The sequence below is a fragment of the Streptomyces sp. HUAS MG56 genome (assembly GCF_058673395.1).
Genome location: NZ_CM178722.1, coordinates 9,919,755 through 9,936,258 on the forward strand (window position 1 = coordinate 9,919,755; position 16,504 = coordinate 9,936,258).

At 68.0% G+C, this 16,504-nt stretch carries 11 protein-coding genes and 2 pseudogenes; 6 read left to right on the plus strand and 7 right to left on the minus strand.

The genetic code is table 11. The annotated features are described in order from the left end of the window. Nucleotides 1-402: 402 nt before the first annotated feature. Nucleotides 403-796 (minus strand): annotated as a pseudogene (locus AC4OXY_RS45275) (transposase family protein); the annotation flags it as partial. 131 nt (nt 797-927) lie between these two features. Then, nucleotides 928-2,220 carry a UDP-glucose dehydrogenase family protein gene (locus AC4OXY_RS45280; protein WP_491992668.1) on the minus strand — a complete coding sequence of 431 codons (1,293 nt, stop codon included), beginning with the start codon at nt 2,218-2,220 and terminating at the stop codon, nt 928-930. Between the two features lie 517 nt (nt 2,221-2,737). On the opposite strand from AC4OXY_RS45280, the gene AC4OXY_RS45285 reads away from it, so the two are divergent. The 4 genes from AC4OXY_RS45285 to AC4OXY_RS45300 are packed head-to-tail and all read left to right on the plus strand — an operon-like array spanning nt 2,738 to nt 8,158. Beyond that, a complete protein-coding gene (locus tag AC4OXY_RS45285; RefSeq protein WP_491992669.1) occupies nt 2,738-4,825 on the plus strand; it encodes a glycosyltransferase in 2,088 nt (695 codons plus the stop codon). 17 nt (nt 4,826-4,842) lie between these two features. After that, nucleotides 4,843-5,808, plus strand: a complete 966-nt coding sequence (locus AC4OXY_RS45290; RefSeq protein WP_491992670.1) for a hypothetical protein — start codon at nt 4,843-4,845, stop codon at nt 5,806-5,808. After that, nucleotides 5,805-7,508 carry a hypothetical protein gene (locus AC4OXY_RS45295; RefSeq protein WP_491992671.1) on the plus strand — a complete coding sequence of 568 codons (1,704 nt, stop codon included), beginning with the start codon at nt 5,805-5,807 and terminating at the stop codon, nt 7,506-7,508. Before AC4OXY_RS45290 ends, AC4OXY_RS45295 begins: the two co-directional genes overlap by 4 nt. Further along, nucleotides 7,505-8,158, plus strand: a complete 654-nt coding sequence (locus AC4OXY_RS45300; protein ID WP_491992672.1) for a class I SAM-dependent methyltransferase — start codon at nt 7,505-7,507, stop codon at nt 8,156-8,158. The genes AC4OXY_RS45295 and AC4OXY_RS45300 overlap by 4 nt, the downstream gene beginning before the upstream one ends. 31 nt (nt 8,159-8,189) lie before the next feature. Here AC4OXY_RS45300 and AC4OXY_RS45305 read toward each other — a convergent pair whose 3' ends face one another. The 4 genes and pseudogenes from AC4OXY_RS45305 to AC4OXY_RS45320 form a co-directional block, all read right to left on the minus strand. Continuing rightward, nucleotides 8,190-9,149 (minus strand): NAD-dependent epimerase/dehydratase family protein, encoded by a 960-nt coding sequence (locus AC4OXY_RS45305; RefSeq protein ID WP_491992673.1) that lies wholly within the window; start codon nt 9,147-9,149, stop codon nt 8,190-8,192. 831 nt (nt 9,150-9,980) lie between these two features. Further along, nucleotides 9,981-10,757, minus strand: a complete 777-nt coding sequence (locus tag AC4OXY_RS45310) for a GlxA family transcriptional regulator (protein ID WP_491992674.1) — start codon at nt 10,755-10,757, stop codon at nt 9,981-9,983. A gap of 110 nt (nt 10,758-10,867) precedes the next feature. Continuing rightward, nucleotides 10,868-11,085, minus strand: a pseudogene (locus AC4OXY_RS45315) (transposase); the annotation flags it as partial. Between the two features lie 98 nt (nt 11,086-11,183). Beyond that, the gene (locus AC4OXY_RS45320; protein ID WP_491992675.1) at nt 11,184-11,582 is read right to left on the minus strand and encodes a hypothetical protein; all 399 of its coding nucleotides are present in this window, start codon (nt 11,580-11,582) and stop codon (nt 11,184-11,186) included. A 175-nt stretch (nt 11,583-11,757) separates the two neighbouring features. On the opposite strand from AC4OXY_RS45320, the gene AC4OXY_RS45325 reads away from it, so the two are divergent. Both AC4OXY_RS45325 and AC4OXY_RS45330 read left to right on the plus strand, forming a co-directional pair. Further along, on the plus strand, nt 11,758-14,334 hold the full coding sequence (locus AC4OXY_RS45325; RefSeq protein WP_491992676.1) for a DUF6185 family protein: 2,577 nt from the start codon (nt 11,758-11,760) through the stop codon (nt 14,332-14,334). A gap of 323 nt (nt 14,335-14,657) precedes the next feature. Beyond that, entirely contained in the window at nt 14,658-15,356 is a 699-nt protein-coding gene (locus AC4OXY_RS45330) for a TnsA-like heteromeric transposase endonuclease subunit (RefSeq protein WP_491994742.1), read from the plus strand. 774 nt (nt 15,357-16,130) lie between these two features. Here AC4OXY_RS45330 and AC4OXY_RS45335 read toward each other — a convergent pair. After that, nucleotides 16,131-16,481 (minus strand): hypothetical protein, encoded by a 351-nt coding sequence (locus tag AC4OXY_RS45335; protein ID WP_491992677.1) that lies wholly within the window; start codon nt 16,479-16,481, stop codon nt 16,131-16,133. Nucleotides 16,482-16,504 lie beyond the last annotated feature (23 nt).

Consider the following 16,504-nt stretch of genomic DNA (forward strand, 5'->3'; position numbering starts at 1 on the left):
AAGTCGAGTATTGGGGCCTGTGAATTTCCTGCTGCTGGGAGAGTTCGGTAGCGTAGTAAGCCCTTGTGGCGCCTGCGTCCCTGGTCCGCTTCTCGGTCCGGGAGATGTGCAATGCGGGCAGACGGCTGAGCGCGACGGAAGGGAATTTGGCATAGAGCTCCATCGGCGTGGTATCGCGGGCAGGGCCGAGCCGGGATTCCTAAGTCGGTGAATTTTCACATGAGCTGACGGGTGCTTATCTGCTTTCCGTCGGCCGTCCAGGGGAAAAGTCATGATGATCGTTACTGTGCCCGATGGTCGGGGAGCCGTTCCGGTGCCGGACGATTTGCAGCACTAAATAGACGACATCCCGTAAGTCTGTGTTGGGTCATGGCCGGGCTGGATTTGGGCCGAGATGGATGCTTACCCGGCGAGGGTCAGGTTGTGCAGTCGGGCCACGCCGAGGACGGCTTGGTGAACGCCGTCGCCGCGTAGTCGACGGTCGCGGAGGATCTTGTAGGTTTTCATCCGGGGGAAGGCGTCTGCGACACCGGCCCTTGCTTGGCGTTGGACAGTGTTGTCGGCCTGCTGCTCAGGTGTGGGTGGTCGGTCTTTGCGCGGCCAGCGCGGGATGAGCGCAGGGGTGCCGCGATAGCCGCCGTCGCCGAGTACGAGCGCCTTCTTCACAGCACGGTCCACGCCGGATTCCCGGTAGGCGTGGGCGGGCGTCGTGACGGTTGCCGGGCACGGGCCGTCCGGCCGCTACGACCAGCCGGGTGTTGGCGTCGATGATGACCTGGTGGTTGGTGGAGTAGCGGCGCCTGGTGCGAGTGCGTATCTGCCGTCACGGCGACCCGCTCTCTGCCGAGGAGGTCGCGCTGCGCGAGAGCCTCATCGCCCAGCGCGCTCAGCTGGACGCCGACGTGGTGTGGCGATATTGAGTCTCGGTCAGGGACGGCCGACTGACAGGTAGGTGAAACCGGCCTCGCGCATCCGCGCCGGGTCCAGCAGGTTGCGGCCGTCGAAGAGCACCGGGCGGCACATCGTGTGGGCGGCTTCCTGCCAGGGCAGTTCCTTCAGCTCGGGCCACTCGGTGACGATGATCGCCGCGTCCGCGCCCTCCAGCGCCGCCAGAGCGCTCTCGTGCCGGGTGGCGGCCTGCCAGGGCTCCGCTTCGGTGATGCGGGCCAGCGGATCCCAGCAGTGCACCTCGGCGCCTTCGGCCAGCAGGCGGGAGGCGATCACGATACTCGGGGCCTCGCGCATGTCATCGGTGCCCGCCTTGAACGCCACACCGAGCAGCGCGATCCGCTTGCCGCTGAGGGTCCCGATCAGGGCCTTCAGGCGCTGGATTGCCCGGCGCGGCTGAAGGTTGTTGACCTCGATGACCGCGTTCAGTAGCTGCAGGTGGTGGCCGTTGTCGTTGGCGAGCGATTTCAACGCGAGCCCGTCCTTGGGGAAGCATGAGCCGCCCCACCCCAGGCCAGCGCCCAGGAAGTGCGAGCCAATCCTGTGGTCCAGGCCGACCGCCTCCATCACCAGCCGCACGTCTGCGCCGGTCAACTCGCACACGGTCGCGATCTCGTTCGCGAAGCTGATCTTTGTCATCAGCAGGGCGTTGCTGGTGAGCTTCGCCAGCTCGGCCGAGCGCACGTCCATCCGCACGATCGGCCCCTCGACACCCCGGTGCAGGTCGGCGATCAGCTCGAACGTGGCCTGGTCGTCCGCCCCGATGACCACCCGGTCCGGGTGCAGGAAGTCGTTGACCGCTCGGCCCTCAGCCGTGAACTCCGGGTTCGCGGCGTAGCCGACGTGCGCGAGCCCGGCGGTAGCCAGTACCTGCCGGACCCGCTCGCCGGTGCCGATCGGCACGGTGCTTTTGACCGCCACCGCCCTCAGGCGGCTGGCCGTTTTGAGATCGTCCACCACCGACCACACGCGCGACAGGTCCGCGTCCCCGGCCGGACCCGGTGGGGTGTCCACGCACACGTAGGCGACCTCAGCCATGGCCAGCGCCTTGGCCGCGTCCAGGGTGAACGACAGCCGTTCGGCGTTGCGGGTGATCAGCTCACCCAGCCCAGGCTCGTGGAACGGGACCGCAGCGCGACACACCAGGTCGATCCGATCGGGGTCGATGTCGCGCACCACCACTCGGTGGCCCAGGTCCGCCAGGCACGCCCCGGTCACCAGTCCCATGTAGCCCGCGCCGAAAACGGCGACACGATGGGTCGAACAGTCCATTTCACGCAGGCTCCAATCTCGGCAGAGCCAGGTTCCAGCCTCTCGGCAGAACCGGCCGCCGAGGCGCCGGATATCGCAAACCTCAGCGTCAAGCTTCAGCGGCCGGCACCAAGCTGATGAACAGTTACCTTCTAGAAACGGGATGAGGAAGAAGCTCCGATCCTGTAGCCAGCGCAGTACGCCGAGGCAATGACGGAGATCGGCATTTCGGTGAGCGTGCTGGTCAGCGGTACGTGACCGAAGCGTGATGCCGCACCAGGTTAACCCTGGCCCCGCGCAACTGTCTTGGCAGCCGCTCCCCGTTCCGCCCCGACGGCGACGATTCCCACCGTCGTCTCGCGTGCGCGCAGCAGCCCGGTACAGCGCGACAAACGCAAGCCTCGCCGGTACGTTGAAGTTACGTCCACCTGGACGGTTCCTAGCCCCGGTACCACCGGCCGGCGGTCACCTGCCTCGATGACTCAGGCACAGACGGTAGTCGCACACTGAAGACGGCAGTTCGGCGCATGGGGGAATCATGCACACGAGCCTGGTGATTTCTGCTCACAACGAGGGCCCCGCGCTTTTCCGCACCGTCCGATCCTGTATTCAGGTGCTGGAAGATCTATACGCCGAAATCGTCGTGGCGAACGACGCGTCGGACGACGACTCCGTGGCTGAGGTCGAGCGGAGTCTTCCGGTCGTCCGGACCGTGCACAGCGCACGGCGCCGCGGGGCCTCGCCGACCAAGGCGATGGGAGCCGACGCCGCACGCGGAGACGTGCTGGTGTTCCTCGACGGTCACACCAAGCCAGAGCCAGGCTCGCTGCGGCGCCTGGTCGAGGATGTAGAGCGCACCGACGGGCAGGCGGTGGCCACGCCGCGCCTGTTGAATCTGGACGCCGAGCGATGGATCAACGACCCGCTGCAGGCCGGTCACGGCTACCGATTGGATCTGGGCACACTCGACTGCGGCTGGCTGGACCTGTCGGACATGACGGCCGTCACCTTGGGGCGGCGCAGGCTGTACGAGTCCCCGAGCCTGATCGGATGTGCGTTCGCGATCAGCCGTCAGCTGTACGAAAAATTGTGGGGGATGGATCGGGACATGCTGTTCTGGGGAGTCGAGGATCTTGATTTCGGCCTCAAGTGCTGGCTCATGGGTCATCCGATCCTGCACGATCCGGAGGCCACCATCGGACACCGGTTCCGCCAGTCCTTCGACAACTACGACGTACCGCCGGAGCACTTCCTGGCCAACCAGCTGAGAATGGCGCGCAAGAACTACACCGAAGGCACCTGGCGGCAGTGGCTGGAAGCCACCGCGCAACGCCATCCGGAGGTGTCCGAGGACCTACCGGAGAGCCTGTGGGCGCGTGCCTGGCTTACCTTCGACCGGGCGAAGGTCAGCGCCGAGCAAGAGCGGGCCTACCTGCACGGGAGCCGTAGCCGGGACGAGTTCTGGTACGCCCGCCGCTTCGCCCTTGACTGGCCCTACGTGTCGGAGTTTCCCGCCCGCGCGCTGCCTTTGGAACTGGCGGTCACGCCCAGTGGCGGTCCGCATCCCAGCGGCGGCCCTCGGCCGAGTGGCGGTCCGCGTCCCACCGGCGGCCCGCACCCGACGCCCACCCTGGTCCTGCAGCGCCCGACAGCGGGCCAGACCTTCGCAATCACCGGAAACGCACAGATGCCGACCGTCGTAGCCGAGGCCCGGGTCACCGGAGTGACCCCCGATCCGACCCCCGCCACCGACTTCCACTGGACGGTCCAGATCTCCTTCGACGCCAGCGCCTGCCGGCACGGACCGCACCGGACCATCAACCCGCCGGCCATCACGCAGACCACGCACGGCACCCCGCTGACGATCGCCTTCCCCCTGGTACGTGGCGGACGCCTTGCCATCCAGGTCCAGGCGACGGTCGGCGGCCGCCTGCTGACCGCGCGCTCGCAGCAGCTGTCCATCGTGGGCACCAACCCGCCGGCCGCGACCCTGCACGCGGCGCTGCCCCACGACGTGCTGCGGCGCATCGCCCGCCACGAGTCGGGCTGCCGGCAGTTCGACGCCCAGGCGGACGGAGGCACCTCCGGCTGCCCGCTGTTCAGCGCTGACAACGCCGGCGGGGTGGGCGTCATGCAGCTCACCAACCCCAGGCCCACCGACGACCAGGTGTGGAGCTGGCGGGCCAACGTCACCGCGGGAATCGGACAGTTCACCAGCAAGCTGACCCAGGCTCGCGGCTACCCGGCCCGGGTGCAGGCGACGCACAGCTTCCAGGCCCTGGTGACGGCGTTCAACGCGGCCAGGACCGCCCACGGACTGCCTCCTGTGCAGGTCACCGTGCCCGCCTTCACCTCCAGCGGCTTCGCGGTGGCTCCCGCGCAGCTCGGACAGCTCGAACTGGACGCCATCCGCGGCTTTAACGGCTGGGCCGGGCAGGACGCCTTCGGACTTCCGCTGCACGAGTTCCGGGTCGTGCTGGACGCCGGCGGGGGACTGGTGGTGGACGTGCCGGCCGGCAGCAACAAGGGGACCGCCAGGTGGGAGCGGGTGCCGGCCACCGCGCGGCCGCAGGGAAGCGGTGATCCCGGCTACGTCGACCACGTGCTCGCCGCCGTGCCGTGCTGACCGGGGCGCCGCGAACCATGCGCCCCAGACCCGCCCCCCCACCACCGGTCCGCGGACGCCTCGCCCGCCTGGATGGCGAACTGGCCGTGGTCTCCTGCTACTTCAACCCATGCCAATACGTCACCCGGCGCGCCAACCTGCACGCCTTCCTGACTGGGATGCGCGCCCTGCGGGTCCCTTACCGGATGATCGAGCTGAGCTTCGACGGGCACTTCGAGCTCCCCGCCGACGACCCCTGGCACCTACGCCTGACCGGCCGACACGTGATGTGGCACAAGGAGCGCCTGCTCAACTTGGCGATGGCGACCCTGCCGCCCACGGTGGACAAAGTGGCCTGGGTCGACGCCGACGTCCTCTTCCCCGACCGGGACTGGTATCCCCACGCCTGCGCGCTGTTGGAGTCCTTCGACCTGATCCAGCTGTTCAGCGAGGTCCTCCAGGCTGGCCCCGCCACCGACGGCACGCCGAAGGCGGGGAAGCTACGCGGGCCGGGCATCGCCTGCGCAGTCGGCTCCGACGTGCCCGACCCCTTCCGCTTCCACCTGTCCTTGGCCCAGCCTGGAGTGGCCTGGGCCGCGCGCCGCGAACTACTGGCCGGATCAGGCCTGTTCGACACGATGATCGTCGGCGGCGCCGACACCATGCTGGCGCTGGCCGCCTACGGATACTTCGAGCACCCGCTGGCCCGTCTGCTCCCCGCCCCCCTGCGCGAGTCATGGCGCAGCTGGGCGCTCCAACTGCACCATCGAGTGCAGGGCCGGGTCGGCTGGGTACCGCAGGCCGTCACCACGCTGTGGCACGGCAGCGCCGCCAGGCGCCGCTACTTCGAGCGGTTGCGGATCCTCACCGCCGCCGACTTCGACCCCCGACGCGACCTGGCGGCCGACGGCCAGGGCGTCTTCGCTTGGGCGTCCGACAAGCCCGCCCTGCACGAGCAGGTCAGCGCCTACTTCTACGGTCGCCGAGAGGACAGCGCACTGTGACCGGCCCCACCACCCCGCCGACCGCCTGGCCGACCACCCTGGGCTCGCCACCGCGCCACCGCGCCCAGGCCGATGAGCTGTCACGCTGCGCGGACCGACTGCGCGCCACCGGTCGCGCCGCGCAGGCACAACTCGCCGAGGAGTACAGTGCCCGGGCTTTGTTCGCCCCGGAGGACACCGTACGTGCCCTGCGAGACCGACTCGCTCGACAGCTGGCCCGATCCAGCGACGCGATCGCCGCCGGCCGCCACGGCCCGCTGCAGTACGTGCTCAGGCCCGGCGAGCTTCGCGTCGACGGCAGCCGCGCCTGGCGCACCTGCAACCCCGGCCTGCTCCCCAGCAACCGGTTCACCCGCGACTACGGCGCCGTCGGGAAGGACGACGGCATCGCCGTCTTCCCCGACGAGGACACCGGCTGCCGCGCGCTCGTCGCGTACCTCGGCACCGAGGATGCCCAGGACACCCGGGTGAGCGAGGTCCTCCAGGCCGTGCGCGAGCGCGAGCAGCCGCCCGTAGAGCCCGACGGAGCCTTCGACACCCTGGCCGTGTCCGTGCGACTCGACCCGAACGCCCGGCTGTCCGAGCTGCCTGTCGGCGCCCTGGCGGACCTCGCTGATGCCCTCGCCGCCTGGACCTTTCGCCGCCGCGCCGGGCACCGGCACCTGACCGGCGAGAACTCGGTGCCCACCTGGGCCCGCGATCTGCTCGACCACGGCGAAGCCGGCCCCGGCGGCCACACCGGCCACCGGATCCCGCTGACCGCGCGTCCGGCCGAGCACTACCGCGCCCGCGCCGACATCTGCATCCTCACCTCGTACTTCAACCCGTGCGGCTATCAGTCGCGCCGACGCAACATCCTGTCCTTCCTCCAGTCCTTGCACCGCTCGGGCGCCGCCTGGCGGTGCGTCGAGTGCGCCTTCGGCGACCGGCCCTTCGAGCTGCCGGCCAGCGAGCAGGTTCTTCAGGTGCGCTCGAACAGCGTGCTGTGGCAGAAGGAACGGCTGCTGAACCTCCTGGTTCGCGCCCTGCCCGACAGCTTCAGCAAGCTGGCCTGGATCGACGGTGACGTCTTCTTCTCCGAGCCCGACTGGCTCGCCCGCACCTCCGACCTGCTGACGCAGTACACCGTCGTCCAGCCCTTCACCGAGGTGATCCGTCTGGCCGCTGGCCAGACGGCCTATCACCTGCGCGGCGACGTCCTGCTCTCCTTCGCTCATCTCTTCCACCTAGACCCCGACCCCCTGTCCTGGTCCACCTACGTCGATCACGGCCATACCGGATACGGCTGGGCGGGCCGCCGGGACTGGATCGAGGAGCACGGCCTGTACGACGCCTGCCTGTCGGGCATCGGCGACCACCTGATGGCCCACGCTTTCGTCGGCGACTGGCACAACACCTGCGCGGAGCTGCACGACAGCCCGCTGCGCCGCCACTACCAGACCTGGGCCCACACGGCCTACCCGCACATCCGTAGTGCCCTCGGCAGCCTTGACGGCAGCCTGCTGAGCCTGTGGCACGGCTGGCAGCAGGACCGCAATTACCCCCAGGCGACCCTGCGGCTGCAGGAGCTGTCCTTCGACCCCGACCGGGACCTGCGGGTGGGCGCCGACGGCTGCTGGGAGTGGGCCCGGCCCCGCGCCGACCTCAAACGCTGGGCGGGCGACTACTTCCAACTCCGACGGGAGGATGGCACTCCATGAACTGGCCCACCACCGTCGACGCCTACGTCCAGGCCGCCGAGCGCAGCGGCTACGTCCTGGGCGACGACGGTGTGCCCGTGTCGCTGCACCCCGTCAGCATCGACCGCAAACAGGGCGACGTGCTGCGCCGCACCGTGCTCGCCGAAGGCGCGCAACGCACCATCGAAACCGGCATGGCCAACGGCATTTCCACCCTGTACCTGTGCGACGGCCTGCGACGCAACGGTCTCACCGGCACTCGCCACGTGGTCCTCGATCCCCACCAGGCGAACCGCTACCACTGCGCTGGGCTGCGCGCGGTCCGTACCGTCGGCCTTACCGACCTGGTCGACTTCCGCCCCCGCGACTCCAGCCTGGAACTACCGCGCCTGGTCGGCGAGGGCCGCAGCATGGACCTTGCCTTCGTCGACGGCGACCACCGCTTCGAGGGAGTCTTCGCGGACCTCCACTATCTCGACCGGCTGATCCGCGGCAGCGGTCTGGTCCTGGTCGACGACTACAACCTGCCGGCCGTGCGCGACGCGATCGCCTACTTCGTCGCTAACCTGGACTGGACCCTTGAGGGGGAGGTGCACCGCATCGCCGTCCTGCGGCGTCCGCACCGCACGTGCTCCCGCCCCTGGTACGCCTACGTGCCCTTCCAGGCGTGACCGGGCCACCGAGCACAGAGCGATGGGCGGTTCACGCCGCCGGGTGATCCCGAAACCAGGCGATGGTCCGCGCGAGTCCCTCCCGGGCGTAGGTCCGCGGCTCCCAGCGGAGCTTGCCGCGTGCTAGGGTAATGTCCGGGCAGCGCACCACCGGGTCGTCGATCGGACAGTCGACGAACGCGACACCGGACCGCGAGCCCGTCAGATCGATCACCAGATACGCGAGTTCGATCATCGTGAACTCGACGTCACTACCGATGTTGACCGGTCCGGCCAGCTCCGAGTCGGCCACCGCCAGGATGCCCGCAACGGTGTCGTCGACATAGGTCAGCGCACGCGTCTGTCGACCGTCCCCGGTCACCGTCAACGGCTGCCCCGCCAACGCCTGGCGAATGAAGGTCGGCACCGCGCGCCCATCGTGGGAGCGCATCCGCGGACCATAGGTGTTGAACAGCCGTACGATCGCCGTGTTCACGCCGCACGCCCTCGCCGTCGCGGTCGTCAGCGCCTCGGCGAACCGCTTCGCCTCGTCGTAGACGCTGCGCGGACCGACCGGATTGACATTGCCCCAGTATCCCTCGCTCTGCGGATGCTGCTGCGGATTGCCGTACACCTCCGAGGTCGACGCCAGCAGGAACCGGGCGCCGTCCCGTTGAGCCAGGGCCAGAGCATGACGCGTCCCCAGGCTCCCCGCCTCCAGGGTGTGCACCGGAAGCCGTAGATAGTCCGCGGGCGACGCGGGCGACGCCAGATGGAACACCACATCCGTGTGCCGTGCCACCTCAAGACCCTCGGCGACGTCGGCGCACTGCACGAAGAAGCCGGGATGCTGCGCCAGATGGGCGATGTTGGCGGGCGAACTCGTGCAGTAGTCGTCCACGCAGGTCACCTGGTACCCCCGGCCCAGTAACGCCGCGCACAAGTGTGATCCCACGAAGCCGGCGCCGCCGGTCACCACCGCATGCGTGCCGTGCCGTCCCGCCATGCTCATCACGGACCTCCCGCACTGCCACGCGTGTCGGTGCCGTCCTCAGCAAAGGCCACCGCGGCCATGAGTTCCCGTAACAGGACCAGTATCGGTGAACGGCGCCTCACCTGGCGACCGGGGAAGACAGCATCAAGCACGCGGAGGCGTTCGGGCTGGAAGCGGCCGTGGGCTGTGAGGCTCGACCGCGAAGCTCAGCCAGCTGTGCGCAGGGCTCCGTCAAGTTCCGTGATTGCGTGGAGAGTTGGCGATCAGCCGGTAGGGTCGGATAGCAGGGCACGGGGGTTCGTGATCATTTTGGTGTCGACCTCGATTCTTCTAAGGGCTGACGGGGGCGTCGTGAGCGGCTGGCTGCCCGATATGTCCCGCGTCGTGTCGGGACTGGCCGTCGCGTGACGCTGCGGGTCGTCGGGTCCCACGGGCCCGAGGGTGGTGCGATGCTCTCCTCTGCGGCGTCGTCGGGGCGGTGGCCGACCGTCAGATGAGGGCCGGCAGCTGGGCGACCCGCTGCCAGGCGGTGGTGAATGTGATATCCACCACAAGGTCATGACCGAGGCGGCTACTCGGCGTCACCACCGACTACGGACCAGAGCCGAAGACCATACAGACCCACGGTGTAGCCCGTGGGCGCGATCGCCAGACCGTCTTCCGCGTGCCGTTGCAGTACTCGGCGAGGCACCGCCGCCTACACGGTCCATGTCATCCACGATGCCCTCGGTAACCCGGTACATGATGTCCGCGACTTTGCCCTTGAAGTGGTGGTAGAGGGCAGCAGGAGCCACTCGACGCGCCGGCTGATGGGTGGGGCGTTGTCGCAGCCCCGACCCGGCTGGGTGGTCACCGTGGCGTCATCGGCTCCGGTGCGCTGTGAGCGCGACGGTGGGCCAGTGGTGACAGGCCCAGGTACGTGTGGAAGTGCTTGCGCAGGGCGACGGGGTCGCCGAAGCCGCAGACGGTGGCGATCCGTGCGACGGTCAGGTCGGTGGACTCCAGCAGCAGGCGCGCGTGCGCCAGCCGCCGCTGCGCCAGCCATTTCAGCGGGCTGCTGCCCACCTCGCTGCGGAACCGCCGGGTGAAGGTGCGCACGCTCATGTGCGCGTGCCGGGCCATGTCCTCCAGTGTGACCGGCTCGGCCAGCCGGTCCAGCGCCCACTGCCGGGTCGCCGAAGTGGAACGGTCGGTGTCCTGCAGAACCGGGTGCTCGATGAACTGGGCCTGCCCGCCCCCGCGCCACGGCGCCACGACGCAGCGCCGCGCGGCGGCCGAGGCCACCGCAGCCCCGTGGTCCAGACGGACCAGGTGCAGGCACAGGTCGATGCCGACCGCTCCGCCGGCGGACGTAAGGATGCGTCCGTTGTCGACGAACAGGAGGTCCGGATCGACGTCGACGTCGGGGAACAGCCGCGCCAGCGCGTCACACAGCGCCCAGTGCGTGGTGGCCCGCTGACCGTCCAGCAGACCGGCCGCCGCGAGCAGGAAGGCCGAGGTGCGCAGGCTGACGATGCGGGTTTGCGGCCCTATCCGGTCCAGCGCTGCGGCGAGTTCCTCGGGGAACGCGCCGGTCGCGAGCAGCTGCTCGCTGGGCTTCTTGTGCCGGGACCGCGGTCCCGGCACAAGAAACAGTGAGACGGACATGAGCGAGGACAAGGGCAGTCACCGTCACGGAGTTCGGCGGAGCGGAGGTGCTGACCGTCGAGGAGGTCGCGCGCACCGAGCCGCTGCTTCAGGATGCGGGCCCAGGTCCCGTCGATCTGCCAACGCCGGAACAGTGTGTATGCCGTCTTCCACGGGCCGTACCGCTCGGGTCGTCCCGCCACGGCGGGCCCGTGCGGGCTCGCCACCAGATCCCGTCGAAGAGCTGCCGCCGGTCCCGGGGCTTGCGGCCCATCCTCGGAAGCGGCGGCAACACCGCTTCCAGTCGGGCCCATTGTCCGTCCGTCAGATCTCCACGAGCCGTATCAAGATCGTTTCACGACCTTGATCAACATCTCAAACGCGACTAGGGGAGTTCTAGGGCAGCGTTCTTCTCCGCGATCGCGGTCAATGCTCGCCCTTGTGTTCGTTCCCCGGGCACAGGTCGAGCGTGGTGCACAACTGGAGTACCTCGTACGCCCCTCCGTCACGCTCCGCACCCGGACCGTTCTCGCCGTGCGGCAGGAAGCGCCACTGCGAGGCCTTGGTGTGCCGTGTGCGGCCCGTCTTCTCCACGTGAGCCTGAAGCGTGCGGGCCCTGGAGTCGTTCGTCTCCACCAGGACCTCGCCTGCGGCGATCGGGAAGTGGTCGTGCAGAAGGCACAGGCCGAATCGGTTCAGGTTCCCGTGCCTGGCCAGCACCGCCACCAGATCCCGGACGAACTCCGCGTCCTGAGGCCCCAGCCCCTGGGCTTCCTCGAAGCGGGGAAGAGGGCTCGTCGGAACGGACACCGATGTGTCGGTCATGACCCCTCCGTCAAATAGTTGACAGTAACCAGATTTCATTATCTGCCACTGACCGGTTCCCTGCAATTCGAGAGCACCGGCCGATGGAGTGGTCTGCCGGACCTCCTGCCGCGTGTCAGCGGGGATGGCATATGACAGGCGAATAAGTTCGATTTCCCCAGGGAGGAGGTTTGGGGTGACGAAGGGGATCCAGTGGCGGTGGCTTTTGCTGTTGATGACTGCCGCCATGCTGTGGTGGGGATGCCCTGCCGCAGAGGCGCGGCAAACTCATAGTGTCAACTGTTCGGAGAATCGACTCGATCAGATCAGCACCGTCGATGCCACGATTCGATTCGACCAGAATCCCAAGGGTGACTACGTCAGGATCTATTCCGACGTAAACATCAAGTTGCCCCTGACCGAGTGGCGTTGGGCAAGGTGGCTCACCTTCAACGGAGATTCCAAAGAATACCAGCAAGCGATGCACTGCCTGCTGCGCGGATCGGATAATGCGCAGCACTCGGAGGAGTGGCGCATCGAGAACCCGGTCGTGAGCACCCAAAATGGACAGGTCCAGGTGAAGTATGACTCTCTCGCCTTGATCCAGGATTACAACGAAATCCTGCTCGGCCCCTGGGATATCAAACGGGAAAAGAGCGAGAAGTGGCAGGTTCTCCTCCACCCGCAGACTCTCCAGAAAGCCAACTGGGAGCGGGTTGACGCCTATCTGGGCGGCTTGCATTTCAGTGACATCTCCGGCAGGGCATCTTCTTCCACCGAGAAAAAGCTGGAATGGATAAACCTGCCGCCCACGAGTATCGAGCTGGAAGTCGACCTGCCGTGGCAACGCTCCTGGATCCTGAGTTTCGGCCAGTCGTTCTGGAGCACGGCCGGAGTCGCGGCTTGGTGGGTGTCCGCTTCCGTCGTGCTTGCGCTGGCCGCGCTTCGCACCCAGCGCGCGTATCGGCGCGGCGGTACCAGCAGCGGGACCGGCGACGGCCCTACGCAGACCGTTCTGCAGTGGGCCATGCTCAGCGCTGCGGTCGCCTTGATGCTGATTCTGCTCAACCATCAGCACCGGGTCGGCCCACAGTGGTACGCCCTCGTCTGCATTGCCGCTGGCCTGACACTCGTTCTCGTCGCCCGTCCCTGGGGCGGCAGCGTGCGGATCACGGCCGTGTACGGCACGGCCGACGCGTCCGGTGCCTTCGAAGACCGACGGCGTCGCCTGGCCCGCGCCGTCATCGGCGCGACCTCGGCCGTGGCGGCGGTCGGCTTACTCGTGGTCCTGGCACCCGAGTTGTTCGGCCTGCCGTCGACCCTGGTGTCGAAGAGGGCGGTGAGCGTCTCCGGCGAGATCGGCTACATCCTCATGGACCTGGCGACAGTGTGGTTGTGGCTGGCCGCCATGACCGCGTGGGCCTGGCGCTTCGGACGTGAGGGAGCACTCGTCCCAGCCTCCTGGACCGCCAGATGGGACAGTTCGCCGGTTCGTTGTGTCGTCGTCCTCTCCGCGCTGCTCGGGACGGTCGCCGGGGGCCTGCTCGCATACCTCGGCTGGGAAAGCGAAAACCAATGGAGGCGGACCACCTGGCTCACCGACCAGAACACTGAAGCCAACCACGGGGCATATGTCAGCAAGTACCTGGGAAAATACCCCTTCACCGAGCTGACGTGGATCTTCTCCTACAGTTGGGTCCTGACGGGTATCGCACTCCTTGGCCTGTTGCATATTCGTGCCAAAACGCCACGGAGCCCGTCCGATCGAAAGCAGAAAAAGCGCACCCTCGGCCCGGAAGGGCCAGACCTGCTGCTCACCGCGGTGGTGTTCGCCTTCACCGCTGGTCTACAGGGTGCCACCCTGGCGGGCAACAGCGCTCAGTACAGCATCTGGCTCATTCTGAACATCGGCTCGCTGTTCGCGGTTCTCGCGGTAGGGCGGCGGTGGTCAGTACTGAGCCAGCTGGGCGACGCCTTCTACATGAAGCGGCTGAGCACCAGGAAACACCGTTGTGAGCTGATGGCCAAGGCCCATGAGTACCGTCGCCTCAACCACCAGTTGGAACTACTGGACCAAGGGCGAGCCGGGACCGTCACCTGTGAGCAGTTGGAGGATCAGCTGCACGGGCTGCGCCAGTGGGTGGTGGACGGCTGCGGACGGAAAAACCCACCCGCGCAGATTTCCGTTCTGGAAGCCGCCCTGGCCTGGGGACCCGAGGGCCACTGGTGGACCAATGCCACGCGCACCGCGCGTCTGGCCTTCTGTTTCGGAGTTCCGGCCACCGGAGCCCTGCTCTTTCAGCAGTTGTACGATCCCTGGACCTTGCTACAGCTCTCCTACCAACCCACCGGAATCCCCGAGGTCCTCGCCAGTCTCATCGCCTATCAGGTGGCGTGGGCCGCTTCCGGGTTTGTCCTGGGCGCGCTCTGGCGCCTGCTCCCCGGCCGTCGCAGTCCCGTTCGCGCCTGGAGCCTGACCTTCGCCTACGCCGTGCCCGCCTGCCTGGCCATTCTGTTCAACAAGGCCACCCACGTGGGCGTCGGAAATCTGACCCTGCTTCTCTATTCCGTGCTCATGCTGTCCATCCTGACGCTCACCAGCATCTGGATGGACACGTCGACGTTCAGGGAGGAACGGCAGTACTGGCCCAGCCGTTTCGCGCTGCTGCTGTCCGTCTACCAGACCCGTGGCTTCTCGGGACACGTCGCCTGGCTACTCGCCCAGCTCGCGGCAGCGGTGGCCATCTGGCGCGCACTGGCCCGCGGCGGCTAGAAGATGGGCTTGACCCAAGGCCGGGTAGTTACTCAGGTTGAACTCGTGGTGTCCTGAGCCGAAGCACGATAGCTGTCACATCGGCAAGATTGTTGTCACCGACGATGCTGTGTGCTGCGCGCTTCCCTTGGCAACTGGTGTCCTGTCGCACTGAGCCTGTCGGATTCTCACCGCTTCTCGTTCGCGCTGTCGGATTCTCATTGCGTCGCGCGCTGAGCGATGGCATTTGCCCCGTACGTGGGGTTTGATCTCATTTTCCTGGTCCGGTTCTCGCTGTACCTGTCACGGTCGTTTTCGGCAGGTACGCGGAGCCGGGGGTGGCGATGGATCTGGGGCTGGTCGATGTCGAGTGGGCTGACGGCGGGGGCGGCGGGCTGCGGAAGTCCGTGCTGGAGGCGGTATCCCGGGTTCGGTTCGAGTCGGTGCTCCCGGTGCGGCGGTTCACGTCGTACCGCGGGCAGCGGCACTTCACGGGCTGGTACTGGGCTGCGACGACGCAGTCGCTGGTGGGGTTCGAGTCGTGGCTGGAGCGGGACCGGGCCATGCTCCTCGATCAGGACCGGCGGGTGGCTGGGCTGGCCTTGCAGCCGTTCCGGGTGACCTGGCAGGGGGAGAAGCGCCGGCTCTCGCATACGCCGGACTACTTCGCACGTCTGGAGGACGGCTCGGGCCTGGTCGTCGATGTCCGGCCGGCGGACCGGGTCGGCCCGGAGGACGCGGTGAAGTTCACGGCGACCGAGGCGATGTGCCAGGAGATGGGCTGCTGGTCCTTCGCGCTGGTGCACGAGCCCGATCCGGTGGAGATGGCCAACGTCCGCTGGCTGTCTGGCTATCGGCATCCCCGCAACCGGGTCGGCGACGTCGCGAAACGGCTCATGGACGCCTTCGACGACCCGCGGCTGCTCATGGACGGTGCCGAGGCAGTGGGGGACCCGCTGTCCGTCCTGCCGACGCTCTACCACCTGCTGTGGTGTGTGACCTGCGTCTTGACCTGGCGGTGCCGCTGGGAGACGGCTCCATGATCGGCTGCGCGGCGGTGAGTCATGGCTGAACTGGCGCCACGCGGAGTTCTGCGGGTCGGGGACCGGATCCGGTTCGAGGGCCGGAACCAGCAGGTCATCGGGCTGGAGGGAACGGCCTTGCGACTGCTCAGCGACGAGGGCGACACCAGTGTCATGGCTGCCGGCTACGTGATGGCGGCCGCCGATTTCGAGGTGCTGGACCGGGGGCCGGGGGCGGTCCCGGAGCGAGTCCTGCCGCCGTTCGCGTTGGTGGACGCGTTGCCGCCGTCGGCCGTCGAGCAGGCCCGGTTCTGGGAACAGCACGTGGTGGAAGTGCTCACTGGGCTGCCTCCGGACGCTCCGGAGGGCGTCTCCTTGGCCCGAGTACGACCCGGCCTGGCGGACGCTGATGGAGCGGGAAGCTGCGAAGGTCGCCGAGCTGGCAGCCGGCGGGCAGCAGATCAGCAAGCGGACCTTCCTGCGGATGCGGCAGCGCTACGAGGCCGAGGGGTTGTGGGGACTGGTGGACGGCCGGTCCCGGAAACCACCGGCCCCGGTCCCCGGCACCGGAAGGACGGACGAGCGCGTCGTCGAGGCGGTCACCGAGGCACTGGCCGGGCAGACGGACCTTTCGACGGGCGACCGCAAGCGGCTCGTGCTGCGGGCCGAGCAGATCCTCGCTGCGAAGCACGGCGAGGAAGCGGTGAAGCTCCTGCCGACGAGGGCGACCTTCTACCGGCTGGTGAACAGCCTCGCCAAGAACAACGAGTCCTTCGGGTCGGCCACGGTTCGCCGTCAGCGGGCTCTTCGGCCCCTGGGGCCGTTCACCCCGTCCATGGCCTCCCGTCCCGGGGAGATCGTGCAGATCGACTCCACGCGGCTGGACGTGATGGCGGTGCTGGACGACGGTGTCGTGGCCCGCCCGGAACTGACGATCGCGGTCGATGTCACCACGCGCACGATCTGCGCGGCCCTGCTCAGGCCCGCGGGCACGAAAGGCGTCGACGCCGCGGTGCTGCTGGCGAGGATGCTGGTTCCCGAGCCGATGCGTCCGGGCTGGAGCCAGACCCTGGCGATCTCGGACTCGATCCTGCCGCACCAGCGGCTCATGGCGGTGGACGCGCGGTTGGAGAAAGCAGCGGCCAAGTCTGTCATCGTCCCGGACACCA

Coding starts and splice junctions, on each gene's coding strand:
- AC4OXY_RS45285 (WP_491992669.1), top strand. CDS start 2,738: ATGCACACGAGCCTGGTGATTTCTGCTCACAACGAGGGCCCCGCGCTT.
- AC4OXY_RS45330 (WP_491994742.1), top strand. CDS start 14,658: ATGGATCTGGGGCTGGTCGATGTCGAGTGGGCTGACGGCGGGGGCGGC.
- AC4OXY_RS45305 (WP_491992673.1), bottom strand. CDS start 9,149: ATGAGCATGGCGGGACGGCACGGCACGCATGCGGTGGTGACCGGCGGC.
- AC4OXY_RS45300 (WP_491992672.1), top strand. CDS start 7,505: ATGAACTGGCCCACCACCGTCGACGCCTACGTCCAGGCCGCCGAGCGC.
- AC4OXY_RS45320 (WP_491992675.1), bottom strand. CDS start 11,582: ATGACCGACACATCGGTGTCCGTTCCGACGAGCCCTCTTCCCCGCTTC.
- AC4OXY_RS45290 (WP_491992670.1), top strand. CDS start 4,843: ATGCGCCCCAGACCCGCCCCCCCACCACCGGTCCGCGGACGCCTCGCC.
- AC4OXY_RS45280 (WP_491992668.1), bottom strand. CDS start 2,220: ATGGACTGTTCGACCCATCGTGTCGCCGTTTTCGGCGCGGGCTACATG.